Source organism: Lysinibacillus sphaericus (assembly GCF_002982115.1).
GTDB classification, from domain to species: domain Bacteria; phylum Bacillota; class Bacilli; order Bacillales_A; family Planococcaceae; genus Lysinibacillus; species Lysinibacillus sphaericus.
In genome coordinates this window covers 591238-617491 of the sequence record NZ_CP019980.1, presented here as the reverse complement: position 1 = coordinate 617491, position 26254 = coordinate 591238, and the positions used below count along the sequence as shown (strand labels likewise).

At 37.6% G+C, this 26254-nt stretch carries 26 protein-coding genes and 1 riboswitch; of the genes, 5 read left to right on the top strand and 21 right to left on the bottom strand.

The features are described from left to right. Nucleotides 1-356: 356 nt before the first annotated feature. From LS41612_RS03060 to LS41612_RS02990, 15 genes are all read right to left on the bottom strand, one after another. A complete protein-coding gene (locus LS41612_RS03060) occupies nucleotides 357-1025 on the bottom strand; it encodes an MOSC domain-containing protein (protein ID WP_024363993.1) in 669 nt (222 codons plus the stop codon). A 519-nt stretch (nucleotides 1026-1544) separates the two neighbouring features. Next, complete coding sequence (locus LS41612_RS03055) at nucleotides 1545-2012, bottom strand: hypothetical protein (RefSeq protein ID WP_024363992.1); 468 nt, start codon at nucleotides 2010-2012, stop codon at nucleotides 1545-1547. 86 nt (nucleotides 2013-2098) lie between these two features. After that, a complete protein-coding gene (gene gapS6a, locus LS41612_RS03050; RefSeq protein ID WP_024363991.1) occupies nucleotides 2099-2458 on the bottom strand; it encodes a GapS6a family protein in 360 nt (119 codons plus the stop codon). Between the two features lie 265 nt (nucleotides 2459-2723). After that, nucleotides 2724-4277, bottom strand: coding sequence for a glutamine-hydrolyzing GMP synthase (guaA, locus tag LS41612_RS03045; RefSeq protein ID WP_024363990.1), 1554 nt, complete (start codon nucleotides 4275-4277; stop codon nucleotides 2724-2726). A 155-nt stretch (nucleotides 4278-4432) separates the two neighbouring features. Then, nucleotides 4433-4534, bottom strand: a riboswitch (purine riboswitch). A 35-nt stretch (nucleotides 4535-4569) separates the two neighbouring features. Continuing rightward, on the bottom strand, nucleotides 4570-6777 hold the full coding sequence (locus LS41612_RS03040; protein ID WP_024363989.1) for a transglutaminase TgpA family protein: 2208 nt from the start codon (nucleotides 6775-6777) through the stop codon (nucleotides 4570-4572). Next, entirely contained in the window at nucleotides 6774-7955 is a 1182-nt protein-coding gene (locus LS41612_RS03035) for a DUF58 domain-containing protein (protein WP_024363988.1), read from the bottom strand. Before LS41612_RS03035 ends, LS41612_RS03040 begins: the two co-directional genes overlap by 4 nt. Then, nucleotides 7952-8896 carry an AAA family ATPase gene (locus LS41612_RS03030; protein WP_024363987.1) on the bottom strand — a complete coding sequence of 315 codons (945 nt, stop codon included), beginning with the start codon at nucleotides 8894-8896 and terminating at the stop codon, nucleotides 7952-7954. The genes LS41612_RS03035 and LS41612_RS03030 overlap by 4 nt, the downstream gene beginning before the upstream one ends. Before the next feature lie 219 nt (nucleotides 8897-9115). Beyond that, nucleotides 9116-9793, bottom strand: a complete 678-nt coding sequence (locus LS41612_RS03025) for an ABC transporter ATP-binding protein (RefSeq protein WP_024363986.1) — start codon at nucleotides 9791-9793, stop codon at nucleotides 9116-9118. Further along, nucleotides 9793-10602, bottom strand: a complete 810-nt coding sequence (locus LS41612_RS03020) for an ABC transporter permease (RefSeq protein ID WP_227665474.1) — start codon at nucleotides 10600-10602, stop codon at nucleotides 9793-9795. The genes LS41612_RS03025 and LS41612_RS03020 overlap by 1 nt, the downstream gene beginning before the upstream one ends. Beyond that, entirely contained in the window at nucleotides 10602-11054 is a 453-nt protein-coding gene (locus LS41612_RS03015) for a nitrous oxide reductase accessory protein NosL (protein ID WP_024363984.1), read from the bottom strand. The genes LS41612_RS03020 and LS41612_RS03015 overlap by 1 nt, the downstream gene beginning before the upstream one ends. After that, complete coding sequence (locus tag LS41612_RS03010; RefSeq protein WP_024363983.1) at nucleotides 11051-12319, bottom strand: right-handed parallel beta-helix repeat-containing protein; 1269 nt, start codon at nucleotides 12317-12319, stop codon at nucleotides 11051-11053. The genes LS41612_RS03015 and LS41612_RS03010 overlap by 4 nt, the downstream gene beginning before the upstream one ends. Before the next feature lie 60 nt (nucleotides 12320-12379). Next, a complete protein-coding gene (locus tag LS41612_RS03005) occupies nucleotides 12380-13024 on the bottom strand; it encodes a nitrous oxide reductase accessory protein NosL (RefSeq protein WP_024363982.1) in 645 nt (214 codons plus the stop codon). Between the two features lie 327 nt (nucleotides 13025-13351). Continuing rightward, a complete protein-coding gene (locus LS41612_RS03000) occupies nucleotides 13352-13672 on the bottom strand; it encodes a hypothetical protein (RefSeq protein WP_024363981.1) in 321 nt (106 codons plus the stop codon). Nucleotides 13673-13827: 155 nt separating this feature from the next. Beyond that, nucleotides 13828-14652 carry an NAD(+) synthase gene (gene nadE, locus LS41612_RS02995; RefSeq protein ID WP_024363980.1) on the bottom strand — a complete coding sequence of 275 codons (825 nt, stop codon included), beginning with the start codon at nucleotides 14650-14652 and terminating at the stop codon, nucleotides 13828-13830. A gap of 15 nt (nucleotides 14653-14667) precedes the next feature. Next, nucleotides 14668-16137, bottom strand: a complete 1470-nt coding sequence (locus LS41612_RS02990) for a nicotinate phosphoribosyltransferase (protein WP_024363979.1) — start codon at nucleotides 16135-16137, stop codon at nucleotides 14668-14670. 311 nt (nucleotides 16138-16448) lie between these two features. Between LS41612_RS02990 and LS41612_RS02985 the strand changes: the two genes are divergently transcribed. Both LS41612_RS02985 and LS41612_RS02980 read left to right on the top strand, forming a co-directional pair. Beyond that, the gene (locus tag LS41612_RS02985; RefSeq protein WP_024363978.1) at nucleotides 16449-16790 is read left to right on the top strand and encodes a P-II family nitrogen regulator; all 342 of its coding nucleotides are present in this window, start codon (nucleotides 16449-16451) and stop codon (nucleotides 16788-16790) included. Between the two features lie 13 nt (nucleotides 16791-16803). Continuing rightward, nucleotides 16804-18099 (top strand): ammonium transporter, encoded by a 1296-nt coding sequence (locus LS41612_RS02980; RefSeq protein WP_024363977.1) that lies wholly within the window; start codon nucleotides 16804-16806, stop codon nucleotides 18097-18099. 93 nt (nucleotides 18100-18192) lie between these two features. Here the strand turns inward: LS41612_RS02980 and LS41612_RS02975 are convergent, their stop codons facing one another. After that, on the bottom strand, nucleotides 18193-18693 hold the full coding sequence (locus tag LS41612_RS02975; protein ID WP_024363976.1) for a methylated-DNA--[protein]-cysteine S-methyltransferase: 501 nt from the start codon (nucleotides 18691-18693) through the stop codon (nucleotides 18193-18195). Nucleotides 18694-18812: 119 nt separating this feature from the next. On the opposite strand from LS41612_RS02975, the gene LS41612_RS02970 reads away from it, so the two are divergent. The 3 genes from LS41612_RS02970 (at nucleotide 18813) to LS41612_RS02960 (ending at nucleotide 21343) form a co-directional block, all read left to right on the top strand. Next, on the top strand, nucleotides 18813-19544 hold the full coding sequence (locus LS41612_RS02970; RefSeq protein ID WP_024363975.1) for an ABC transporter ATP-binding protein: 732 nt from the start codon (nucleotides 18813-18815) through the stop codon (nucleotides 19542-19544). Beyond that, entirely contained in the window at nucleotides 19541-20293 is a 753-nt protein-coding gene (locus tag LS41612_RS02965; RefSeq protein WP_024363974.1) for an ABC transporter permease, read from the top strand. Before LS41612_RS02970 ends, LS41612_RS02965 begins: the two co-directional genes overlap by 4 nt. Nucleotides 20294-20368: 75 nt before the next feature. Then, complete coding sequence (locus LS41612_RS02960; RefSeq protein ID WP_024363973.1) at nucleotides 20369-21343, top strand: proline dehydrogenase family protein; 975 nt, start codon at nucleotides 20369-20371, stop codon at nucleotides 21341-21343. Between the two features lie 312 nt (nucleotides 21344-21655). On the opposite strand, the gene LS41612_RS02955 is transcribed toward LS41612_RS02960, so the two are convergent. The 5 genes from LS41612_RS02955 to LS41612_RS02935 form a co-directional block, all read right to left on the bottom strand. After that, the gene (locus tag LS41612_RS02955) at nucleotides 21656-22372 is read right to left on the bottom strand and encodes a 3-ketoacyl-ACP reductase (RefSeq protein ID WP_024363972.1); all 717 of its coding nucleotides are present in this window, start codon (nucleotides 22370-22372) and stop codon (nucleotides 21656-21658) included. 85 nt (nucleotides 22373-22457) lie between these two features. Further along, nucleotides 22458-23063: a response regulator transcription factor gene (locus LS41612_RS02950; RefSeq protein WP_024363971.1), complete on the bottom strand. Its 606-nt coding sequence runs from the start codon at nucleotides 23061-23063 to the stop codon at nucleotides 22458-22460. Between the two features lie 16 nt (nucleotides 23064-23079). Further along, on the bottom strand, nucleotides 23080-24225 hold the full coding sequence (locus LS41612_RS02945; RefSeq protein ID WP_024363970.1) for a sensor histidine kinase: 1146 nt from the start codon (nucleotides 24223-24225) through the stop codon (nucleotides 23080-23082). A gap of 147 nt (nucleotides 24226-24372) precedes the next feature. Continuing rightward, entirely contained in the window at nucleotides 24373-25404 is a 1032-nt protein-coding gene (desA, locus tag LS41612_RS02940) for a Delta(5) desaturase DesA (RefSeq protein WP_024363969.1), read from the bottom strand. 170 nt (nucleotides 25405-25574) lie between these two features. Beyond that, nucleotides 25575-26075 carry a GNAT family N-acetyltransferase gene (locus LS41612_RS02935; RefSeq protein WP_024363968.1) on the bottom strand — a complete coding sequence of 167 codons (501 nt, stop codon included), beginning with the start codon at nucleotides 26073-26075 and terminating at the stop codon, nucleotides 25575-25577. Nucleotides 26076-26254 lie beyond the last annotated feature (179 nt).

Below are 26254 nucleotides of genomic sequence, written 5' to 3'. Positions count from 1 at the left end.
GCTATAAAGGCTATGATACAAACCATTCCATGCGCAAGACAAAATAGTAATAAGAAAGTATTTAATTCAGTCTGATTAGCGGGCGAATTAAAAAGCTTTGGCAATACAAGCACCAGTGATATGTAACTAAATAAAATCACGCTATACTTATATTTTCGTAACATTATCTCCATTCCTTTCAATTTTTTCACTACTCATTACTACACAAACAATTATCGTTTTAGACGATTTTATTGTAATAACATGCTATTTAGGATGCAATTCATTTGATCGTAAGCTAATCCATTGAAATTCCTTACATAAATAAGAACCCCCTATAGCCTAAAAGCTAAAGGGGGTTCTTATACTTTTGTGCTTTACTTCCCTACTCGACTCTGTAATGACTGAATCTTTTTTTCTAACTTTTGTTGCCAATCTAACGCTAACGCATCCACCGCTTGAATTTTCTTCATCGCACCTACATCATTGTTTTTATAATAGACTTCGTTGCAATATAAAACAGATATACCCGCAGGATGTCTTTCAATCAATTCAATCGTTGAATTTGCACTGATTGTTCCCTCGATTAGCACACGTGCAAGGTAGCCCGTATACCCCGTTTCAATTAAACGTTTGAGCAATACATCTGCCTTTGCATATCTATCAATCGTGCTACACGGAATACGCCCTTGCGTAATTTGAATAACAGCATCTCCAATTTTATAAGTATCTCCTATACAAACATCCGCTTCCAACATGTTCGTTACCGTTAAATTCTCACCGAATGTTGCAGTCGGCAATTTTTTACCTAGTTCTTGCTCCCATTGTATGTAATGCTCTGCAGGATATAAACAAACAGCACGATCAGGCCCACCATGATGTTTTTTATCTGCTACATCATCTCCCTCAAAACCACTCTTTCCCAAATAAACTTCTTGTACTTCTTGTTTTTCAATTCCTGTTATCATTGATCGCCCGTTGCTATAGTTCAATTCTTTTGGCATACCAACAGCTAATGTGTGAATCGTCGCAATACTTTTCTCCATTTTCATCCCCCTCAATTAAAAGCCAACGTATTTCATAAACTTAGTTTACTACATCCAACACTTTTCCAGCAATTTCACCCATTCTACAATGGTTTATGGTCTATCTTCATGTTACACTCGTCATCCCCACGCAACAAAAAAAAGCCCTAAACCCCTGTGTTATCAGGGCATTTAGGACTCTTGCTATTAGTGATTATTCCCACTCATAACCTTTGTTATTTAAAAATGGCTGTTTTCTAAAAGATTGTTGACTTCCATCCATCTAAACTTCATCAGATAGCTTAGAATCAAGCCAAAAGGAGTGCAGGCTTGTACACCACTACTACATTAAGTAAAATTACTGTTAATGCAGACACTAGACTAGAAAAGAAGTATCTAGGAAAGAAAGTTTTACTAATATCCCCCTGTATATCATTTCCTTGCCTTAAAACATAAGAATGCCTATGTCCTACTTAAATCAAGATTCAAATTGGTCTTTCATTAACCATCACATTCTTTAAAACTTGTACTTAATTAAGATTAAACTAAAAAAGCTTCTTTATTTTCTTCATAGCTTTCATAAATTTCAATTAAACTATTACTTTTCAAAGAATCATCTTGAACAAATCTTTTTATTTTTTCATAATTTTTTATGGCATTTTCCTTTACAAAACCATGAGAAAAACTGCCCAAAACTTCAAATGTAATTGGTACAGGTAAAATCAATGAAGAAGATTCTATACGTGAGTCATCTTCATTATAAAATATTGAAAAATTAAATTTGTAAATTACAGGCATTAAGGGATCTTCACCCAATTCACTCGCAATCTTGATCTTAAATCTATCAACGCCATTAGGTTCTATACTTTGCGATATTGAATATTTTTTATTTTCTACTCCCGATAATAGAACATCGTAAGTATAGGAAGATTCTATTCTTTGATAGTTTATTTCTATGGGATTAACCATTTCATAATAATCATGTATATTAAAATTAATTTTTTTCAAAAAAGCAACTTCGTCACCAATATTTCTAACTTTAATATCTAATATTGGGTATTCATCGTCTTCATTTATTTCAATATCAATTATCTTTATTTCAGCTTTTTTTTTTGAGTGAAATTGTTATTAATAACACCTGAATTATTATTTACAATAGTACTATTATTAAATTCACTTCCACTATTATTTTGTATTGAAACGGTACTTACTTTAGCTAGCTTAAGTATATTCTGTAAATCTGAATCTTCATCGATTGCGGCTTCAAGAAATTTCACACTTTTCTTATACTCATCTGGGAATTCATTTATTATTTCAGCAATAGTTTCATAATATTTTTCATCAATGATCCAATCCTGTAACTTATGCTTTAAATGCTCACTTTTTATATACCCCCAACTCTTAATAATATCCCAAGCAACTCCAGATAATATAGCAGATGTTAAAAAGTTCATACTTAAATCCTCCACTTGATTATAATTGTAAATACTAGAATATTTTAACACACCTCTACTTACAAAAAGAAGAAAAAGGAATATAAATTCGTGCTTATTTCGAACCATTAAAAGAAGAATTTACTTTTTCAAAATAAAAACCCTCCCAAGAAAAACTTGGGGGGTTTTTGGAGGGGAACTATTCATTATCCTAATCTTTCCCATGCTTATTTATCTGTTTAAACAGTGATAAATAGGCATTTACAATATAAGTTGTGTAATAATACTATTCCCACTCAATCGTTGCTGGTGGCTTCGATGTAATATCATACAGCACGCGGTTAACGTGTTTTACTTCGTTTACTAAACGTACAGAGATTTTCTCTAGTACGTCCCAAGGGATACGTGCCCAGTCAGAAGTCATACCGTCGATAGACGTTACAGCACGGATACCGATTGCGTAGTCATACGTACGAGCATCGCCCATTACACCTACTGAACGAATATCAGGTAATACCGTGAAGTATTGCCAAATGTCACGATCAAGACCAGCTTTTGCGATTTCTTCACGTAAGATGAAATCAGATTCACGAACAATTTCAAGTTTTTCTTCTGTTACTTCACCAAGTACACGAATACCTAAACCAGGACCTGGGAATGGTTGACGCCAAACAATTTTTTCATCTAGACCAAGTTCTAAGCCAAGTGCACGAACTTCGTCTTTGAATAATGTTTTTAATGGTTCAATTAATTTGAACTGCATGTCTTCTGGAAGACCGCCTACATTATGGTGAGATTTGATTGTTTGCGCAGTCGACGTACCAGATTCAATAATGTCTGTGTATAACGTTCCTTGTGCAAGGAAATCCATACCTTCTAATTTTGAAGCTTCTTCATCGAATACGTAAATAAATTCGTTACCGATAATTTTACGTTTTTTCTCTGGATCAGATACACCCGCAAGTTTGTCCATGAAGCGTTGACGTGCATCGATTTTAATTAGGTTCATATCGAAATCTTCTGTGAAAGTTTTCATCACCTGTTCAACTTCACCTTTACGGTTTAGGTTGTGGTCTACGAACATACAAGTCAATTGGTCACCGATTGCTTTATGAATAAGTACTGCAACAACAGAAGAGTCTACCCCACCTGAAAGTGCACATAATACTTTTTTATCGCCAACGATTTCACGAATTTTAGCAATTTCGATTTCGATAAAGTTTGCCATTGACCAATCGCCTTTAGCGCCACAAATATCGAATACGAATTGACGTAGTAAATCATTACCATATACAGAGTGACGAACTTCTGGGTGGAATTGTACTGCATATAGTTTACGTTCTGCGTTTGCCATAGCAGCGATTGGACAAGATGCACTTGTTGCAATGATTTCAAAGCCAGCAGGAACTTCTGTTACGTGGTCGCCATGACTCATCCAGACGATTTGTTCTGTTGGTAAATCACCGAATAATTTATTAGCAGCCGTTACTTGAACTTCCGCTTTACCGTATTCACGTGTTTCAGCGCCTTCTACTTTACCGCCTTGCGTATGCGCCATTAATTGCATACCATAGCAAATACCTAGGATTGGTAAACCTAATTCGAAAATAGCTGGATCTACATGGAATGCATTGTCATCATAAACAGAGTTAGGACCACCTGAAAAGATAATACCTGCTGCATTCATGTCTTTAATTTCATCTGCTGTAATCGTATGTGGGTGTAATTCACTGAAAACACCAAATTCACGGATACGACGCGTAATTAATTGGTTAAATTGGCTACCGAAGTCTAGAACGACGATTTTTTCTTGCTCTTTTAATAAAGGGCTTGCTGACAATATTTCCACCTCTTCTTCTATTTTTAAAGGACGTTTTCATATGTTCAAAGAAAAACGCGTATGAAAGTAAAAAAAACTTCCTACGCGTCCATAAGCTCTTGATATATAAAGGGGAATGCGTAACAAAGAAAAGTGATGTATAAAACTTCTCACCTAGCCAAAACATTCACCTTCATAGAGAAATCATTTACGGTGATTTCGTAGAAACATCCGAACCCTATTTTCGAACTTATATGAAAGCCATCCTAATCATATATAATTTTTTTCATTTTACTCTTTGTACCCATTAAAATCAACCGATTGTGCGATTGATTAAATATTCCCAACTTTCCCGCAGTTTAACGAAGTCAACATCTTGTGCATTCTTGCCATAAATATGTTGCTCGTATACGGCCGTTAACTTTTGCATCTCTTCTGTCTCTAACGATGCATCTACCCGCTCAGCAAACGCTCGCAATGTTTCGTCATGTTTTCGTTTTAAACCAATGCGCCCTAACTGTTTCGTTAATGCTTGATAGGAAGCATCAAAACTTGACCAATCCGCTTCTTTTTTGCGATAGACACGCACCTGCATTTTAGGAATCCATGTTTTTCGTTGTACAAATAAAGCCACACCAATAATAATGAGTAAAGCCATTAGCGTGAACCAAACATATTTTAACGATTTCACCCAAGCCCATACACGGTCTAAGCTAAAAGCTGAATTGTTAGCTGTTTGCTCTGTTGGTTGCTCTTTCTTTTGCTGTTGCGCTGGTTTTTCTTCTGGTTGTAGTACTTCTTCTTGCTGAGGTTGATTTTGCTGTAAATCATAATCAATATTCACTGTACCAGAAAAGCCAATTGTCGGTTCAAACTCTATCCACCCTGTACCTGGAACATATGCCTCTACCCAAGAGTGGGCATTGTCATTCGTCACTTTATATTCACGCAGACCATTTGATAACGCCCCTGCATCACCTGGTGCAAAACCTTTCACCCAGCGAGCGGGAATGCCGATAGAACGAAGCATAACAACCATGGATGTAGAAAAGTTATCACAGTAACCTACTTTTGTATCGAATAAAAATTGATCTACATAATCTTGTTTTTCAGCAGGAATAGCTGCTGCTTTTTTATCGTATCTATAGTTTCCCTTTGAAAAATAGCCTTCCACTGCCTTTATTTTTTCGTATACAGAGGCTTTATCACGCGTTATATCGAGCGTTAAATCTTGTACACGCTGCGGAAGTGTGTCAGGTAATTGTAAAAAACGATTATAAGAAGGATCTAATGTTTCTAACATAGCTGGTTCAGACATTTGAAGCTGTTGCAAACTATAGTTTGGCTCACTATAAGTGATCGTATAATTTGACAGTAATTTATTACTACCATTATCCGTCGTCACCAATTCACCACTCGGTTGTTTTGTTACTATTTTTTCAGTTTGTCCATCTTGGATATACAAGGTAGGGTCCTCTGCCGAAACGGATAACATGCCATATGTTTGAATTAAAAATGGCATAGGGACAGCCATATCCATTTGAATTTGCCGTTCATTTTCTCGTGGCCCAACCTGCAAGGATGTATAAATTGGGGTATCGTTTTCAAAAACAGCTTCCCCCATATATTCACCTGATAACACCCAGCCTTTCGATGTATACGTATCTTTAGTATCGATACGCCAATAATGGCGATCACGTGAGGTTGCCGTAAAAATTAATGTATTATCTCCTTTATACGGCCCACCTAACTTACTGTCATCATCACTATAGCCAACTGTTCTTTGTCCATCTCCTACACCATCTTGCCCTGTAACGCTTTTGATAAACGGTACTGGATCAGCCCATGTCGGTCCTGCTTTTGGTAAATAGAATGCCACCATACTGACAAGTGCCACCGAAATAAGCATTGGTAAAACAATTTTCCACTTTCTAAGCATATCACTCGGTGCATCGAGCTGAAGTCTTAAACGTTTAATAAAAAGTACACCCGTCATAATTAGACCAAGCACAATTACTTTAATAATAGCGAGCTTTCCATTATATTCGCTAAACGTATCAAGTGTCGCGATGAAAAATACGGTTAATACGAAGAAGTAGAAAATATTATGATGCACTGTAATCCAATGGTGAATTAAATAAATTAACATCCAAATCAACGCTAAAAACAATACTGTTCTAAATGCATCTGATACTTGTCCAAAATTCCCTGAAAAAATGTTCACCATGTTCCACGTCACTTCATTCACTAAAAACGGAATGGTGTGTCCTGAAAAAAACGGATTCTCGCTATAAACAAATATAACAAACCATGTAATATAACCTAACTTTATAAGTCCGGACAATAACGGTCGAACTTTAAATAAAGAAAGCACTAGTGCTAAGCCGATAAAAACTAGAAACAACTGACTTAAACCTGTATTTGTTAATTGCATAACTGGTGTTAGCCACTCACGTAATATAAAGAAAATAATGACGTACGCGAAAGCTAGCTCAATAAAATTTTCTAGTGATTTTTTCACGGCTTCATCACCTCCGTGAACAAGTGGTAATAATCTGTTGGGTTTACATGTACGACTTGAATATGTTTATAACGCTTTGTTACATCAGAACGTGCCTGTGTCTCTTGAGATACTACAAAACAAATACAACTTTTCACCGTATTACCTAAGGTATGTAGTAATTCATCTGATATATCGCTCGTAACATATAGAAGCGTTGCCACACGCTGAAGGACTTGGTTATCACGCAATTGATATTTTGCATTTTCAACAGGTTTGACACAAGCTAAATGATGCATCACCCGATCTAATTGCTTTTCACCTTGGATAGAAGAAAACACTTTTGTTTTTACACCTGTTGAAACAAAGGAAATATCCCCACGCCCTCGTACAATCGCACTAAGCATTGAAGCGACCAACTCCACCTTCTCTTCAAATAACGGAGAAGAACCTACATCGAGCATTAACATCAATTCCTGTGATTGACGATCTTCAAATTCCTTTGACTGAAGTGTTTGCGTTTTTGCAAATGACTTCCAGTGAATCCACGAAAAGCGGTCACCTGGTACGTATTCGCGTAAACCTATAGCCATTGATGTGTCCTTCACAATTGAATAAGGGGTCATCATGGACCCAACATCTAATTTTGTTTGTAACGTAGCATATTTCATATCATGCACTCTCGGATAAACTAGAACGATTTGTTCTTTTTCTACCAAAATGCGCTTCTTTGCCCATCCGAAAAAATCATGGAAGATGATTTGCGCACCTAAATAACGATGCTCACCACGTGACAAGCTTTCAAGTGTGTAACGCCAAGTAAACGTTTTTTTAAAACCTACAAATTTTATGGCGTCTTTCTCTTGCACCTTTGACTGCACTAGCATCTCGCTACCAACAAGTTCTTCCATCAGCATATACGCAAATGGAAAACGCGTTTTTCTTTCTACACTTATTGTCACTTGAACTGATTGTCCGCTTTCTACATGAGAAGGGTCAATTTTACGCTCTACACTGTATATCTCCTCCCTCACAAGTTGGAAGATAAAAGCGTACAACAAAAATGGACTTACCGTAAAAAAGACAAACCAGCTGACAAATCCACCTTGAAACATAGCATAACAAAACGTAATAAGTATCAGAAAGCTCACTAATAGAAAATGTTTACTTTTTTCAAAAAGGGCTCGCCATTTCTTCATTGCTCTGCTAACCTCTTCGTCGGCACAGGCGTTTTCGCAATAATACGTTCAATAATTTCTTCTGCTGTTACATCATCATAACGCGCATCTGGCTTGAGCACTAATCTGTGGCTAAAGACATAGGGCGCTAAATATTGGACATCGTCCGGTATTACATAGCTTCGCCCTTTCATAAATGCATATGCCTGAGACGCCTTCATCAAAGCAATTGTCGCACGAGGACTAACCCCTAAATAAACGTAGTTATTCTCTCTTGTTTGAGAAGCCAGTTCAACCATATAGTTTTTAACGGAGTCTTCCACATAAACGCCTTGCACAAGTTGCTGTAATTCAATTAATTGTGCCACCGAAAGCACAGCTTCAATTTTTTCAATAGACTTGCCATTTTCAGCACGACGCAGTATTTCTACTTCTTGCCCTCTCGTTGGATAACCCATTTTTATTTTTAGTAAAAAGCGATCAAGCTGTGCCTCTGGTAATGGATAGGTACCCTCGTGTTCGATAGGATTTTGCGTCGCCATAACGAAAAATGGCTGATTAATCATAAGTGTATTACCATCAATTGTAACAGATGCTTCCTCCATCGCTTCAAGTAAGGCCGATTGTGTTTTCGGTGACGTTCTATTAATTTCATCAGCCAAAACTACATCGCCCATAATCGGTCCTGCACGAAATTCAAATTCCATTGTTTTTGGGTTATAGATAGAAACGCCTACAACGTCGGAGGGCAGTAAATCGGGAGTAAATTGAATTCGTTTGAATTGGGCATCGAAAGATTTAGCAAGCGCACGTACCATCATAGTCTTACCAACTCCTGGCACATCCTCAAGTAATACGTGCCCCCTTGCAAGTAAGGCTACAATGCTAAGTTCCGCTACCTCTCTCTTTCCTATCATTACTTTCTCTATATTTTCTAATACCATTTGGATTTGTAAATTCATAAAACAAAAAACCTCCCATTTTCGCTAACCAATTATTTGAATTGCACGATAATTTAGTTCAAGCATATCGAAAACTGTTTCGTAACACAATTAATGTGCCATTATCCAGTTAAAATGATAAATTAACAAACATGTTATTGCCTCTATAAAAAGAGGTTTGTTTGATGTTTCTTATCAAACAAACCTACCTAATAGTATAACGTTTCATTTACATAAATGTTACAGATTTAATTTTTTTAACCATAAACTCTCTAATGTTGAAACATTTTCATTCCTCAATATTGCATTTAAGTCTCCTGAAAGTAATATATTTCCTTCATGTAACACTAACACATCGTCTGCTACTTCCTCTACAAATCCTAGTAAATGTGTAGAAAATATCACTGTATTGCCCATATCCTTTTGTTCAAGCATCATTTTTTTCAACTCTGCAATCCAAAATGGGTCAAGTCCATTCGTTGGTTCATCTAAAATAAGGAGCGACCCCGCACCTAGTAAACTTTGTGCAAGATTTAACCGTTGCCGCATTCCCTTCGAAAACTGTTGAACCCTTTGCTTTCTAACGTCCCACAAGCCAACGCGTTTCAATACTTGCTCTTGCTCTTTTTTAGCTATTCTTTTCAAAGAGGACAGTAATTGCAATACTTCTGCTGCCGTTAACATTGAGGGAAAATCTACATCATCTGGCATATAACGAATCGCTTGACTCTCCTGCCATTTTAGCTCCCCTGACATCGGTTTCTCCTGTCCAGTTAACAGGCGAATAAGCGTACTTTTCCCCGCTCCATTGCCACCTGCTAACGCTAAAATACGCCCTTTCTGCACAGTAAAGGATACATCTTTAAGTCCCCTATTATTTTTATAGACATTTGATAGATGATTCGCCTCTAGTAACACTACCGCTTCTCCCCCTTCTTTAGTCTCCTTGCAGTAAAGGCAAGCGGTAAAGCTACCCACAAACATGTTACCAATCCATATACCACATAGCCCAATGGTGATGCATAAAATGCTGTCACATTATAAAAAGATGGACCAAGTACGCTGGCCTGTTTTGTAAATATAAAGTAACCAAAGCGCAACCATTCTACAGGATTAATATGCATAACAATAATCGTTAGCTTTTGTAAAATATGCCCTGCAACTACTGTGCCAATTGCCATTAAGGCATACGACAGAAGCAATAAGAAAAATGACCATAAAACTAACGACAGTGATAGCGCAAATAATCTCGTTTTCGCTACCGCCCCAATAGCTAACGCTAAGGAAGTAAAAATAGCAATGCATAATAATGTCAGACTTATAAAAATAAACGGCAAACGTACGCCACCAAGTAATCCGCCAAGTGCTAAAACAACACCAAACGCTACCATCACGATTAATAAAAAGGCAATAACAGTAGCTAAATACTTTCCAAAAATATATTGTTTACGCGTCATCGGATAGGTTTTTAATAAAGAAAACCACCCTGTTTCTATATCACCAGCAATGCTCATACTGCCAATTGTCAAAATAAATAGAGGCAATAAAAACAAAAGGACATTTAAAAAAGAAGCTGTTTGACGAGTAAAACCTTCTACATCAGGCAGTGCCATTTGCTGGATAACAATAATCGATGTAAAAACAAAAGTGAAGAGTAAGCCAACTAATTGCATCCACCGACTGCGCAACATTTGTTTCAATTCAAGTTTGATGAGCATGCTGTACATCACTGATGAATACCCCAATTAAAATCGCTTAAATCCTCATAAGTAAGCACTTGTCCCTTACCTTCAGTAGCCATCCAAGATTGCGCAGCTTCTTGTGTTTCGAAAGCAAGTACACCATAATTCATCGGCGTCCAATAATCTTTGTTGTAGACAAACGTCGCCTTCGAAACATCAATCCATTTATTCTCTTTTGCATCCTTAATGAATGCAGCTCCAACCTCTTCGTCTCCATTTGCCGCAATATACTCAATTAAACACCCAATATCATCAAACATTTCATAGTCACCATTTTTCAAGGCAATTTGTCCGGCATACTCGTTATGCACAATTGACATGTTACAAACTTTACAAACATCGGTTTCATTGACAATGTCACGTGGTTTAAACGTTTTTTCACTACACCCTACAGCCAGTAAACAACTAACGCAAATTATTAGTATCCACTTTTTCATTCCATCAAACCTCTTTTCCATAGCCATACACTACTTAAAATAAAAAATAGACCTAGCAAAAACTGCGCTATATCCATATCTACTTTTTTTACACTTTGGTCTTTCATCAGTTTCGGCGTTTCATCAACAAGCACCGTCCTCGCGCTTTTATTGATTTGCTGATCGAGGGAAGTTAGTAAAACAACGCTTGGTGACTCTACAAAATATTGATACACTGGCTGTCGGACCATCCATTGTCCAAAGCTAGATACAGCGACATATGGAACATCGCCAGTACCGTCATTTTTTAAATCCGTTCCAACATAATCATCATAATAATTACTCGATAATTGAATGCCTTGTTGATCGGAGCGAGCTGTTAATATATTGCCAGTAAACTGATTATTGTACACAACTGTTTGGTCATCTACCTTTGTCCCTTCAATGGCCGTTTGATTCATTTGAAAATTATTATGCATAATTTGAACCTCTGCACTTTTTTGTAATGCAATGGCCGTTCGATTGTTCTTCATCGTATTAAAAGCAAGGTCTGCACGCTGCACATCATATAGCAATGCTCCACTGCCATTCATATCGTTATGATTGATGACTACATTGTCCTTAATCGTAATACCGCTAGTCATCATCACCATCAATCCTGTTACATTGCTCGCATACGTATTGTTTAGAGCCTTGGCATTTTCAGTATACATAAAATGCGTACCATAACGGCTATTCTCTACCGTATTGCGTTGCACAACAATGCCGTCAACCTCTTCTACGTAAATACCATCTTGCACATGTTTAATATTACTATCTTCAACCACTATCTTCTCGCTTTGATAAATAGCAATACCATTACCTTTTTTTGAATAATGCGCCTGTGTGCCAACTATTTCAACATGTTGGATGTGTACATTTTCGCCGTGTTGAATATGCACAGCACTATGCATGTCGTTAATTTTCAATTGTCGTAGCGCAAGACCTTCCACCTCACTAGCAACAATTCCCTTCTTTCCCGATAGCGTCATATTGTCTATCATTACTGCGTCTGCACCTTCAATACGAATTGCTGGTTTTTCCCCAACGGCTGCAATCTCTGTGCCTTTTTCTCCACGCAATGTAATGTTTTTTGTCACGATCAAATTCCCTTTATAATAACCTGCTGGAATGTTGATGACGGCACCAGGTTCCGCTCTGTCGATTGCCTCCTGTATATCAAATTTTGCATAGGCAGTCGAACTTATACATAGCAAAAACAATAAGACACATCCTATTTTTTTCACCTTTAGTACCTCCAAGTTCAGTAAGAAAAGACTAGAGGAAATTCCCCTAGCCCTTCTGTATTAATGATTATGGTCATCACTTTCATGATTCATCTCTTCCATATTCATTTTATCTGATTCTCCATTAGCTTCCTTTTCAGCGTTTTCTTGCATTTTCTTTTTACGGCGCTCTAATGCATCGTCTTTAATTTTTTGTAATTCTTCTACATGCGCTTTTGGATTTTCAGCTAAATACTTATCTGCATCAGCTTTGTTAATGAAATAGATATATCCCCAGTTCATTGGTGATTTTAAATCTGTTTTAACGATTGTGACATCTTCGACCTTCGCCCAATCTTTTGTATTATAATCACGTACAAACTTATCATTTTTCTCGTTATTCGCTACCTCTGCATTGACTAAACAACCAATGTCATCATAAAACGCAATTGTACCATCTGCTTTAATCGCTTGAGCAGAAAATACACCCATTTCATGGTCTTTCATATAAACCTTCATATTACACATTTCGCAAACTGTATCTTCTTGTGGTTCTTGTAATCGTGAATCTACTAAAGAAGCAACTTGCACTGATTCATCTTTCACTTCAGACTCTTTCGATGCAACTTCTGAATTCGCTTTTTCTTCCTTCACTTCTGCCTTTTCAGTACCACACGCTGTCAATATTAGTAACGTAGCTAGTACTGGTAACCATAATTTTTTCACTATTGCTCCCCCAATTCTTTTCTGTTACTACCTAGTATTTTACAGATAAGATGTGAAATAAGATGAAAACCTCTGTGAAGATTCGGAAAAATCTATATGACTACTTTGCGAACGTCTTGAAGTCAAAGTATTCTCGTACAAACTAAAACGATTAAAAAAGCGAGGACAAAAGAGAAAAAGTGTTAGATTGACTGCAATCAATCTAACACTTGCCGTTGTTGTCCACCACGGGCGGGTCTTTGATTCTCTGACTTTTACTAGCGATTGGTTGTGCGTTCTTTAGTAGAGTCGCCACAATCAACAACTATATTCTCGAACTTGATTTTGCTATATAGAGGTACGGTAACTATTGTGGCGCTTCTTTAGCTTACTTAGACGGCTCAATTTTCCAGCTGTTTCATTTAGTTCATTGTGAATTTGAACAGAGCCTCCGCTTTCTGCAAAAATAGATTCTAGTTGATTATGGCGTTGTTGCTGCATCGGCCTCTTATTACTTGATTGCTTTTTCTCTTTATTTTTTTGCAAACTTTTTTTAAATTGTTGCTGTGTATGGTGGCTAAAGTTATGACTAATATCACCAGCATGTAAATACTGTTGTTCATTACGAAAAGTGCTACCTGTCGTCGCATTTACTCTAGAAGTCCTCATAATTAGTTACCCTCCTTTTCATTTTACTTACTTTATAGGTATTTATATCGACATTATATGCAAAAAATTAAGCAAACAGAACCAAATATATAAAAAAAGAATAGAATTATTCAAAAAGTATCTATCACTTTTGAACAACTCTATTCTCATAAGCATTACTTCCAAAAATCATCAAAAATTGTAATTGGCATATGGCGTTTATGTTGAGAGCGTAAATAATGTTGCTCTAATCGTTCACGAGCATCGTCAGGAATTTGCTTCCCTTCTAAATAATCATCAATTTGCTCATAAGTTACTCCAAGTGCCACTTCATCAGGCAATGATGGACGATGTTCTTCTAAGTCAGCAGTCGGAACTTTTAAATACAGATGCGCTGGACAATCAAGTGCCGCTAATAATTGTTTCCCCTGACGCTTATTCAGACGAAAAATAGGCATTAAATCGGCTCCGCCGTCACCATATTTTGTAAAGAAACCTGTAATTGCCTCCGCAGCGTGGTCTGTTCCTAACACAACAGCACTATTCATAGCAGCGATAGAAAATTGTACTTTCATGCGCTCCCGTGCTTTTTCATTCCCTTTTACAAAATCACTAAGCACAACTCCAGCATCAGCTAGAGCACGAACACTTGCATCAACCGCTTCCTTAATATTGACCGTGTAGGTAGTCGTAGGCTTAATAAAATCAATAGCGTCCTGACAGTCTTGTTCATCCTTTTGAATACCATATGGTAAACGCACTGCCCAAAATGAATACTTCTGCTCGCCTGCTTCCTCATTTAACTCATTAACTGCTAGTTGAGCTAATTTACCGGTTAAAGTAGAGTCTTGACCACCTGATATACCAAGTACAAACCCTTTTACAAAGCTATATTTTTGTGCATATGCCTTCAAAAAATCAATGGATTTACGAATTTCTTCCTGTGCATCAATTGTTGGCAAAACTTTTAATTCGGTAATAATTTGCTGTTGTAATGCCATAACATCTTCCACTCCTTAGTCTTTTACAATTCGATCGACCATTTCTCGTACTTCTTCAATATTTCGCATTTTATTATCCCAGCATTTTTGGCTTAAATCGACTGGATATTCCTCTGGATTCATGGCACGTTTATATTCATCCCACAGCAGTTCTAAATTGTCAGCTGCATAATTACGCATCTCTTCTAACGTTGGATTGTCATAAATTACGTCCCCTTTATTAATCACATGCTGATGCAAGTTTTTCGCCTCAAAATTCGTGACAAATTTTGATACGAATGTATGCACAGGGTGGAACATCTTTATTCGCTCTTCGGATTGAGGGTCTTCGTCATACATCGTAATGTAATCACCCTCTGCTTTACCGTTTTTACGGTCAATAATACGATAAACACTTTTTAAGCCAGGAGTTGAAACTTTTTCAGCATTAGCAGAAATTTTAATCGTATCCTCTAGCTGACCTTCATCATTTTCTATAGCGACCATTTTATAGACAGCCCCTAATGCTGGCTGATCGTAAGCTGTAATTAATTTTGTACCAATTCCCCACATATCTACGCGGGCACCTTGAGCTTTCAAGTTTAAAATTGTATATTCATCTAAATCATTGGAGACAACAATTTTGGCATCATGGAAGCCTGCTTCATCTAACATACGACGTGCTTCTTTTGACAAGAAAGCAATATCCCCACTATCTAAACGAATACCAATGAAATTAATTTTATCGCCAAGTTCTTTTGCCACTTTTATCGCATTCGGCACTCCAGATTTCAGCGTGTTATAGGTGTCCACTAAAAATACGCAGTTGCGATGACGTTTCGCATAGGCGTGGAATGCATCATAATCATTTTTATAAGCCTGTACAAGTGCATGAGCATGAGTACCAGCTACCGGAATGTTAAATAGTTTTCCTGCACGCACATTACTAGTTGAAGCAAATCCTCCTATAAAGGCTGCACGAGTTCCCCAGATAGCCGCATCCATTTCTTGCGCTCGACGTGTACCAAACTCCATTGCCATTTCATCTTTAACGATTTGCTTAATACGACTTGCTTTAGTGGCAATTAGTGTTTGATAATTGACAATATTCAATAGCGCCGTCTCGATTAGTTGTGCTTCAACTAAAGGTGCCTCAATACGTACAATTGGCTCATTGGCAAAAACGAGCTCCCCTTCCACCATTGAATACATATCGCCTGTAAAGCGAATATTTTTTAAATAGTCAATGAAGTCTTCTTTATATCCAACCTCTTCACGTAAATACGCGATATCTGACTCACTAAAGCGAAAATCTCGCAAATACTCAAGCATGCGTTCCAGTCCAGCAAATACGGCAAAGCCATTTCCAAATGGTAATTTTCTAAAATATAATTCAAAAATCGCTTTTCTATTATGTATGCCATCAGCCCAATAAGACTCTGCCATATTAATTTGATACAAGTCCGTGTGTAGCGCTAAGCTATCGTCAGCATAGTTCGATCTCATAGGAATCCCTTCTTCCACTTTCATAATTAGTCCTAGTATACACTATATACCCAAAATCTTGCGTTTTACACTTTTCTGTTCCCATGTTATGTTTCCTAACATATATAGTCAGAAAATTTTGAACTGTTCACATTTCTGACACAAATTTTAGTACCGCTTACATTCCTTTTATAAATAGCTTTTTAGTAAACTACTACGAAAGACGAAATATAACATGTAATATAACCTAACATGCTAATCAAAAAAAACATTGCGTCATTTATCTACTCGCTATAATATGTAAATTAAATTTACGCAAGGAGCTGTTGTGAGTGAAAAAAATAGAGGCCATTATTCGTCCGGAAGTTTTTGGGGCTGTACGAGACGGACTTGCAAAAGTAGGCATTGCAGGTTTAAGTATTTCTGAAATCGCTGGCTGCGGTCGTCAATTAGGTCATACAGGTTTGTTTCGAGGCAATGCCTATGAAATTGAGTTTTTACCAAAATTGAAATTAGAAATGATCATCGATGATGAAAAAGTTGATGCTATTGTAGAAGTTTTATTACGCGATGCTGCAACTGGTAAAGTTGGCGACGGAAAAATTTTCATTTATCCAGTAGAACAGGCAATTCGTATCCGTACTAAAGAAGTCGGATCAATTGCTGTAGAATAAGGGGGAGATAGTTATGGATGACGTACTATTATCTGTAAATTTAGTTTGGATTATGCTTGGGACAATTTTAGTATTCTTTATGCACGCAGGTTTTGCAATGGTCGAGGCAGGTTTTACTCGTTCTAAAAATGCAGTTAACATTATTATGAAAAATTTCTTAACCATTTCGCTTGGTGGGATTGTTTATTTCCTATGTGGATATGCCATTATGTTCGGCGACACAGCAGGAGGCTTCTTCGGAACAAGTGGGTTCGCTTTAAACGGTGTAGATGACCTCTCCTTCTTTATTTTCCAAACAATGTTTGCTGCCACAGGTGCGACTATCTTATCGGGTGCAGTAGCAGAACGTACAAATATTTTTGCTTATATCGGTGTTATCATACTAATGACAATACTTGTTTATCCTGTAGTAGGTCATTGGGTGTGGAGCGGTCAAGGTTGGTTAACTGACCTCGGCTTTATCGATTTTGCTGGTTCTACTGTTGTCCATTTAACTGGTGCAGTAGCTGCGTTTATAGCAGCCATAATGGTTGGTCCACGTCTAGGTAAATACGAAAACGGACGTGTTAACGTTATTACTGGTCATAGTATTCCTATCGGCGCATTAGGTGTGTTCTTACTTTGGTTCGGTTGGTTCGGCTTTAATGGTGCCTCTACGTTAGCAGCAGACCCTGCACTTGTTCCAAAAGTAATTGCTAATACATTTTTCGCAGCAGCAGCTGGCGTTGTTGCCACTGCATTCTATACTAAATTCCGCTACGGTCATATTGATGGCTCACTAACTCTCAACGGTGCATTAGCAGGTCTAGTAGGCATTACAGCTGGTGCCGCAAACGTCAGCATTGTTGGTTCACTTATTATTGGTTTAATCGCAGCACCATTATTAGTAGAAGGTGTCCGTTTTATTGAATGGAAGTTAAAAGTAGATGATCCTGTTGGTGCAATTGCTGTCCACGGTATTTGTGGTATTTGGGGTACACTTGCAGTTGGGCTATTTGATGTTGGTGGTCAAGGTCTGTTCTACGGTGGTGGCATTAGCTTACTAGGTATTCAGGCTATAGGTGTGATTGCTACAATTGCTTGGGTTAGCGTTACTGTCACAGCAGGCTTATACATCATTAAAGCATTTGTCCCTTTACGTGTATCAGCAGAAGAAGAGATTACAGGTCTAGATGTGATCGAACATGGTACACCTGCTTATGAATACCAAGAGATTTTTAAAAGCTCCGCTATACAAGGTGAAACATTTGCTCAACGTTTAACTCACATCGGCAAAACACAAACAAACGTGACCGAAAAACATGTCTAAAAATTAGATACGTTATCCATTAAAAGGCACTAGAAACTGTTAGCTATCCGTATCAATTTGCGCGGATCTCTAGCAGTTTCTTTTTTGTTATATTTATTCTCTCTCTAAATCAAGTAAGAACTGTTTCATCGTTAACCCACTGCGAAAGCCTGTTAGCTTACCGTTCTTCCCAATTACACGGTGGCACGGAATAATCGCTAATATCGGGTTCGCACCAATTGCACTTCCAACAGCCCTCACAGCCTTTGGATTGCCTATTCGCTCTGCAATAGCAGCATATGTTGTGGTTGTTCCATAAGGAAGTTCTTTGAGTGCATCCCAGACAGCTAGTTGAAATACTGTTCCTTTCACATGCATTGGTAAATTAAATTCAGTCAGCTCTCGATTAAAATAGGCTGTGAATTGCTTAACATAAGGCTTAAGCTTTTCACTGTTTTCTTCAAAACTGTAGCCTTTAAAGTGCTTTTGAGCCCACTTTTCCACCTCATCAAATGCGGTATTGGGTGTGCCAAGATAGACAAGCCCTTCATTCGCCGCAATCATATACATCTCGCCTTGTGCGAATGTTAGTGTATCTACATATAAAATAGTCATTAAAATTCCCCTTACACATGATGATTAGAAGTATACTGCAAAAAGGTAAAATAACTGTAGTTAACAAATATTTCATGCTACAGTTATTTTACCTATAAGCATAAAGGAGTTTCAACTACATGACTACGATATACGAGCCCGCTATCCATCTTCAACAAGTGAGCTTTTTAGTAAAGGATAAGGCTATTTTAAAGTCCATTACCGGTTCATTTCCTAAAGGCAAAATTACAACGCTCGTTGGCCCATCTGGCGCTGGTAAAACGACCTTATTAAAAATGTGTAACGGACTATTATCACCAACTGACGGGCTTATATTCATTGACAATCAAACAATCACTACCTATGAACCAACTACATTAAGAAAACATGTCGGAATTGCTCTTCAAGCAGCACCTATGATTGCTGGAACTGTATTTGACAATTTGGCTCTTCCACTCGCTTTACAAGGAAAAAAGCTCACACAACAAGATGCCATTCAATATTTACTAGATGTCGGGCTCGATGCCAGCTTTTTACACCGCGCTACTAATGAATTATCTGGTGGACAACGTCAAAAGGTATCCATTGCACGTACTCTCATTAATCAATCTTCTATATTATTGTTAGATGAGATTACTTCCGCATTGGACCGTCAATCTGTACAGGATATTGAAGCACTTATCATATCATTAAATAAAAACTATAATGTTACGATTATCTGGATTACCCACAATTTACAGCAAGCGCTCACGATCGGCCATTACACATGGGTCATGATGGATGGAGAGCTTATTGAAACAGGTGAAAGCTCGTTATTGAAAGCCCCTACTAACCCAAGAGTCGCTGAATTTATACAGGGGGTAAACGCATGACTTATACTTCACTTTCGCTAACATTGATTTTTGTTTTAATCCCGCTAGTACTATCAAAGACATTTAAGCTAGGGCTTGAAAAAGACACAATTATTGCAACGATTCGCTCAATTATTCAATTGCTTGCAGTCGGCTATATTTTAAATTTTGTCTTTGATGAAGGGAGTATTATATATATTTTTCTAATGGTGGCATTGATGATTGTGGCTGCCACTTTAAATGCCCGAAAAAAGGGAAAAGGTATTAAGGGTATTACGTGGAAAATAGTGTTTACGCTTGTAATGGTGGAAATTGTCACACAAGGAGTTTTACTCGGCTTCAACATTGTTCCTACAACTGCACAGTATATAATTCCTATTAGCGGAATGCTAATTGGCAACTCCATGGTACTATCTATTTTATTTTTAAATCGCTTTACTGCGGAAATTACAAGTCACGAAAATGAAATTGAACTTATCTTATCGCTAGGAGGTACACCAAAGCAAGCAATTCATCGCCAACTAATCAATGCGATTAAAGCGAGCATGATCCCTACCATCGAAAGTCAAAAAACGATTGGGCTTGTTCAATTACCAGGTATGATGAGTGGTCAAATTATTGGCGGTGCAGACCCTATACAAGCCGTACAATTTCAATTGTTAATTATTTTTGCCCTTTTAACAACCGCAACATTATCGAGCATAATGATAGGTTTTTTAAGCTATCCTGCGCTTTTTAACGAAAGGTTACAATTGTTGGAAGTTGAATAATTGTTTTCGTGATATCATGACAATTACTATAAATATGTTATACTAGTAAGAAAAATGCAGTGAGGAGAATGACCCATGTTATTACGCGATTTTTTCATCCAATTATCTGAAAACCAACTATTAAATAGTGCTGCTAAAAAATACGGCTTAAAGTTAGGTGCCCAAAGTGTGGTAGCTGGTACTAATATAGAAGAAACAATTGCAAGCATCAAAGATTTAAACGCACATAATATCTCTTGCACGGTTGATAATCTAGGGGAATTTGTTGCGAATGAAGAAGAAGCGACAAAAGCTAAGGAACAAATCCTCGCTGTCATTGAAGCCATTCATGAAAATGGTGTGGATGCGCATATTTCGTTAAAGCCATCTCAATTAGGTTTAGACATTGATGTTGATTTTTGCTATGACAATCTATATGAGATTGTAGAAAAAGCAGCAGCTTATGATATTTTTGTTAACTTTGATATGGAAAATTACGGTCGTCTACAAACATCATTTGATATGGTGGAAGAGCTATCAAAAACATTTAACAATGTTGGAACGGTTATCCAATCATACTTTTATCGTGCAAAAGACGATATTGAAAAATTTAAAAACTACCGCTTACGTATCGTAAAGGGTGCATATAAAGAGCCTGCTGATGTAGCCTTCCAAGATAAGTTAGATATCGATTTAAACTTTATCGAATTAATTGAATATCATTTATTACATGGCAAATTTACATCGATTGCAACACATGACCATAACGTGATTGCACATGTTAAACGCTTTGTTGCAGACAATAATATTCCACTCGAAAAATTTGAATTCCAAATGCTGTACGGCTTCCGCACAGATATGCAAAAAGAGCTTGCGAAAGAAGGCTATAACTTCTGTGTCTATGTACCATTCGGCGAAGATTGGTACGGTTACTTTATGCGTCGTTTAGCGGAACGTCCGCAAAACCTTAACCTTGTTACGAAACAAGTATTTACGAAAAAAACGAATACCGTTCTTGCAGTAGCAGCTGGTGCATTCGTACTTGGACGTTTAACAAAGCGTAAAAAGTAATAAAAAATCTTGTAGAAAAACTTATAGCGCTAACTATTGCCGTTGATTTCCGCTACGGGCGAACGCTTTCCGCGGGCACACCGTAAGCCGCAACCCTCGCTAACGCGCAGGTTGTTGCGTCTTACGTTCTGTGCTGTCCCGCAGGAGTCGCCCGCCCTCCGCTCCAATCAACTAATAAATGCATTTAACTTAGTATCAAATAACATTTCCTAACTATAAAAATAACAAGAGGCATCAAGAGTGAAATCTTGATGCCTTTAATCTTGTCACCATTTTTGGTAACTCTTTTTTCATTTGATGGGCAACTACTTTTTAAGGATTTGTTGACCAAAGACCTGCATGTTTTAACACAACACGTGGATGTAATTTTAATTGAGCGACCATTAAGTCTGCTAAATCTTCCGCTTGCATAACCTTTTCTGGGTTACCATCAGTTAATTGTAATTCCACTGCCATATCCGTTGCAACCGTGCTTGGCGTTAATGTCACAACACGAATGTTATGTTTGCGAACTTCTAACATCAGCGATTCACTCATACCAATAACAGCCGCTTTCGAAGCACTATACGCACTCGTAATCGGAGCACCCTTTTGACCAGCGGTAGATGAAATATTAATAATATCTCCGGAAGAACGCTCAATCATTTCAGGTAGGACGGCACGTGTTGTGTAATATACACCTTTGACATTTACATCTACAATATTCGTCCAATCTTCAGGTGAAAGCTCTAAAAACTTACCGAATTTTGAAATACCCGCATTATTTACTAAAATATCGATTGGCCCTAACTCAGCACGAATACTTTCTACTGCTGTTGTGATTGATTGCAAATTAGCTACATCCGCTGTAGCTAATGCCACCTTGACATCATACGCCTTTAATAAGTCAGCAACCTGTTGTAAATTTTCTAATGTGCGTCCCACAAGCCCAACATTAATGCCCTCTTTCGCAAAGGCGATGGCTGTTGCACGGCCAATACCTCGACCCGCACCAGTTATTAAAGCTGTTTTACCAGTAATCGTTTGCATATATCTTGCTCCCTTATAAGTAGTGATAGAAAAATCTCTGTTGTTTAGCATACCTATTCATCCTTGAAAAGTACATTCAGAAGACTTATTTATTCCATCCTTTTTCCTTAAAGCGTGCAATCGCTTCAATCCGATTGCCCACATGAAGCTTCTCTAAAATGGTGGAAATATAGTTACGTACTGTTCCTGCCGATAAAAATAACTCAGCCGCAATTTCCTTCGTCGTTTTCCCTTCTGCCACAAGTGTCAACACTTGACTTTCGCGCTCAGTTAACGGATTCTCACTATCATCCTCATAGACAAAGTCAACCAGCTCGGGTGCGTAAATGCGTTTGCCATCGACAATTGTTCGAATGGCACTAACCAATTCTTCGATAGGACTGTCCTTTAGTAAGTAACCTCGTACACCTGCTTTTCTTGCTCGTTCAAAGTAGCCAGGTCTTGCAAAGGTTGTTAATATAATAACTTTACAATCAGAACCATGTAAATCTTCAGCCGCATCAAGCCCAGTTTTCACCGGCATTTCAATATCCATAATACAAATATCCGGCTGGTGCTCTGCTACAAGCGCCAATGCTTCCTCACCATTTTTGGCTAAACCGACAACTTCCATATCTTCCTCCATACTAAGTAAGGAACGAAGTGCGCCTAACAGCATCCCCTGATCTTCAGCGATTACAATTCGTATCATGTCATAACCCTCTTTTCTATAGGTTCTTCAGATTTTCTGCAACCTTTTGATGTGTAATGGTCACTGGAATCGATACCGTTAAAGTAGTGCCATTTTCACTTTCTATTTTAAATGTGCCATTAATAAACTCTAATCGTTCGCGCATCCCTTTTAAGCCGTTACCTGTTTTCAATGCCTGTTTTTTCGTAATGCCTTGTCCATTATCGCGAACAATCAAATGTACTTCTTTAAAGTTTTGGTGGAAGGCTATTTCACATTTGGTTGCGCCGCTATGTTTCACAATATTCGTTACGGCTTCCTTCAAACACATGGACAACACATTCTCTACAAGTGGTGGGACACGTAAGGAGTCCACATCCCCCTCAAAAACAAATTCCATTTCTGCCGCTTTTAAAATTTGAGATATACGCATAAGCTCATCTTCAAATTTATTTGTCCGCATATCCGATACTAATTCTCGAACCTCTTTTAAAGCAATACTAGCTGTTTGACGAATATCTTTTATCTCGATTAATGCTTGCTGAGGATCCCGTGCAATAAGTCTAGATGCTAAATCGCTTTTTAAGCCAATCATGGATAATTTTTGACCGAGCGTATCATGTAAATCTCTTGCTATACGTTGACGTTCCTCAAAAACAATTAATTCGGCAATACGTTCATTTGCAGTTTCTAATTGCCCTTCTAAATTTTCACGCTTGTTTTTCGAATAAATTGTTAACGGTAGAAGCACCACTGCCAAAATCGTTAAAACAACAAATGGAAGCTGTGATAAAAATAAATGTAGCTCAACAAAGAAACCAAATCCTGTAGATATCACAGTAAAACCAATATGGAGGCCATACATTATGTAAAAGCCAACCGGTCTACGGATATTTCCAATGAAAAAGGCTGTAAAAATCGATAAATACACATAGCCGAACAAAATAGTCAACGTAATATTAATGACCATCTCAAAGCTAATCCACATATAAACAAGCCCGTTTTTAGCGTTCACAGAAAATCGGTAAAAAATAAAATAGAGCATTAAAAAGGTAATGCCTATTGATATTTCAATATACGATGATTTTCTAAATATAAAGAAAAACGGGAGAAAACAAAAAATAATCCATAAATAAACGCTGAGCATAGGACTATTCGGAATGATACTATGCCGTTTCCTCATCATAATCTCACGCTCTTTCCTACTTTTCCCTATATTATATCAAGAAAAGCATATTTGCGCCCGTCCATTGCCATACAGTGGCTTGCCTACGCGCCTATCCTTACTATGTAAAACAGCCACCTCCTAAGAAGAGATGGCTGTTTACGACTAAGCAGCGATACTGCCTTTCGTTTTTCGTTTTATGATTTCATTGACTTCTTTAAAAGAGACAAATTTGCCAAGTTCTTCATCGTATAATTTATAGCGTAACGATTCTAAGCTTGTACGTAACGTAATTGTAGTAGCCGTGTGTAATGGTGGCGTTTCTTTATGCGCTTTTTCAAGATTATAGTTCGGTACACGCGGAGCTAAATGGTGTACATGGTGGAAGCCGATATTACCTGTTATCCATTGTAATAATTTCGGTAATTTGTAGTATGAACTACCTTCTACCGCTGCTTTCACATAATCCCAATCAGTGTCATGCTCGAAATAAGAATCTTCGTACGTATGTTGGATATAGAATAACCAAATTCCTAATGCACCTGCGATAAATAAAGTAACACCCTGCACTAATAAAAATGCTTGCCAACCCATAGTGTAAATGAGCCCTGCACAAATGCCGGCAATAATAATATTTGTTAAATGCGTATTCATACGCTCTTTTTGCTTCGCATCTTTTCGGTTAAAACGATTTAAAACTAATACCATATATAAAGGACCTAAGCCGAACATTACAAGTGGATTACGATAAAAACGATACCATAATCGTTGACCTTTAGAAGATTGTAAATATTCTTCTACTGTCATCATATCAATATCACCAATACCGCGCTTATCTAAGTTCGAGCTTGTTGCATGGTGAATTGTATGCTCACGTTTCCATTTTTCATAAGGGAACGATGTTAGTACCCCAGTTAATAAGCCAACCCAGTCGTTTGCCTTTTTGCTTTTGAAAAATGAACCGTGGGTACAATCATGGAAAATAATAAATGTTCTTACGACAAAACCAGCAGCAATAACACTTAAACCTGCAGTTAACCATGGCGAAATATCAACCAACATATAACCAGCAATCCATAGGACGATCAACGGCGCTATTGTGTTAACCATTTGAAAAACACTTTTACCTGTGTCTGATTTCGCAAATGGTGCTACATCTTGGCGCAACTTTTTCGTTTTTTCTTTATCTGTTGCCATTCCTTTTTTCCCTCGTTTCCTTTTGCTTATGATATCATCATAAAACAAGAGTATAGCGAGCAACAGACGCAAACATCATAAAAAGCATATGACATTTGTCATACTCAAAAGCCATCGCTTTAAAATTCCGCTCTCCGCTAAGGTTATTTCAACACGTTAGCGCTGCCTTTTTACTTTTTAGGTCCCGTTAAATGTAGTTGATAAAATACTAAATCCAACCATTCTCCAAATTTGTATCCCGCATTTTTTATTGTTCCTGCATATTCAAAGCCTAGCTTCTCGTGCGCCTTAATACTGCCAATATTTTCGCCATCGATACCGGCAACTAAAGTCTTCACACCCTGTTTCTCTGCGCTATCAATCAATTGATGCATTAACTTACTGGCAATGCCTTTCTGATAATGGTCCTTGTGTACGTATACCGAATGCTCCATCGTATGCTTATAACCTGGATAAGGGCGGAACTGACTGTAATTTGCAAAACCCGCCACTACTCCATCTTCCTCAAAAACTAACAACGGGTTACCCGCTGCCTGGTGCTCAAGAAACCATTGCTTTTTCTCATCTAACGATTGTATTTCATACCTATATACAGCTTTACTTGTTAAAATAACATCATTATAAATAGCTAAAACCTCAGGTAAATCTTTTTCTTCCATAAATCGAATCATCCAGTTCACGTCCTCACCTAAAAAGAAATAGAACCCCACCGATAACAGCAGGGTATGCATTGCACAATAGTTCATTCGACAAGCCTCAAAGGAAACACAGATTGTGAACAGGTTTGGATAACATCCGTTCACAATCAGTAATATCCGTCGCTCACATGTACTTTAATCGTTGACCGTTC

Coding starts and splice junctions, on each gene's coding strand:
- LS41612_RS03020 (WP_227665474.1), bottom strand. CDS start 10,602: ATGTACAGCATGCTCATCAAACTTGAATTGAAACAAATGTTGCGCAGT.
- LS41612_RS02970 (WP_024363975.1), top strand. CDS start 18,813: ATGACTACGATATACGAGCCCGCTATCCATCTTCAACAAGTGAGCTTT.
- LS41612_RS02965 (WP_024363974.1), top strand. CDS start 19,541: ATGACTTATACTTCACTTTCGCTAACATTGATTTTTGTTTTAATCCCG.
- LS41612_RS02945 (WP_024363970.1), bottom strand. CDS start 24,225: ATGAGGAAACGGCATAGTATCATTCCGAATAGTCCTATGCTCAGCGTT.
- LS41612_RS02990 (WP_024363979.1), bottom strand. CDS start 16,137: ATGAGATCGAACTATGCTGACGATAGCTTAGCGCTACACACGGACTTG.
- gapS6a (WP_024363991.1), bottom strand. CDS start 2,458: ATGAACTTTTTAACATCTGCTATATTATCTGGAGTTGCTTGGGATATT.
- LS41612_RS03060 (WP_024363993.1), bottom strand. CDS start 1,025: ATGGAGAAAAGTATTGCGACGATTCACACATTAGCTGTTGGTATGCCA.
- LS41612_RS02960 (WP_024363973.1), top strand. CDS start 20,369: ATGTTATTACGCGATTTTTTCATCCAATTATCTGAAAACCAACTATTA.
- LS41612_RS02975 (WP_024363976.1), bottom strand. CDS start 18,693: ATGACTATTTTATATGTAGATACACTAACATTCGCACAAGGCGAGATG.
- LS41612_RS03000 (WP_024363981.1), bottom strand. CDS start 13,672: ATGAGGACTTCTAGAGTAAATGCGACGACAGGTAGCACTTTTCGTAAT.
- LS41612_RS03030 (WP_024363987.1), bottom strand. CDS start 8,896: ATGAATTTACAAATCCAAATGGTATTAGAAAATATAGAGAAAGTAATG.
- LS41612_RS03015 (WP_024363984.1), bottom strand. CDS start 11,054: ATGAAAAAGTGGATACTAATAATTTGCGTTAGTTGTTTACTGGCTGTA.
- LS41612_RS03035 (WP_024363988.1), bottom strand. CDS start 7,955: ATGAAGAAATGGCGAGCCCTTTTTGAAAAAAGTAAACATTTTCTATTA.
- LS41612_RS02950 (WP_024363971.1), bottom strand. CDS start 23,063: ATGATACGAATTGTAATCGCTGAAGATCAGGGGATGCTGTTAGGCGCA.
- LS41612_RS02955 (WP_024363972.1), bottom strand. CDS start 22,372: ATGCAAACGATTACTGGTAAAACAGCTTTAATAACTGGTGCGGGTCGA.
- LS41612_RS02935 (WP_024363968.1), bottom strand. CDS start 26,075: ATGATTCGATTTATGGAAGAAAAAGATTTACCTGAGGTTTTAGCTATT.
- nadE (WP_024363980.1), bottom strand. CDS start 14,652: ATGGCATTACAACAGCAAATTATTACCGAATTAAAAGTTTTGCCAACA.
- LS41612_RS02980 (WP_024363977.1), top strand. CDS start 16,804: ATGGATGACGTACTATTATCTGTAAATTTAGTTTGGATTATGCTTGGG.
- desA (WP_024363969.1), bottom strand. CDS start 25,404: ATGGCAACAGATAAAGAAAAAACGAAAAAGTTGCGCCAAGATGTAGCA.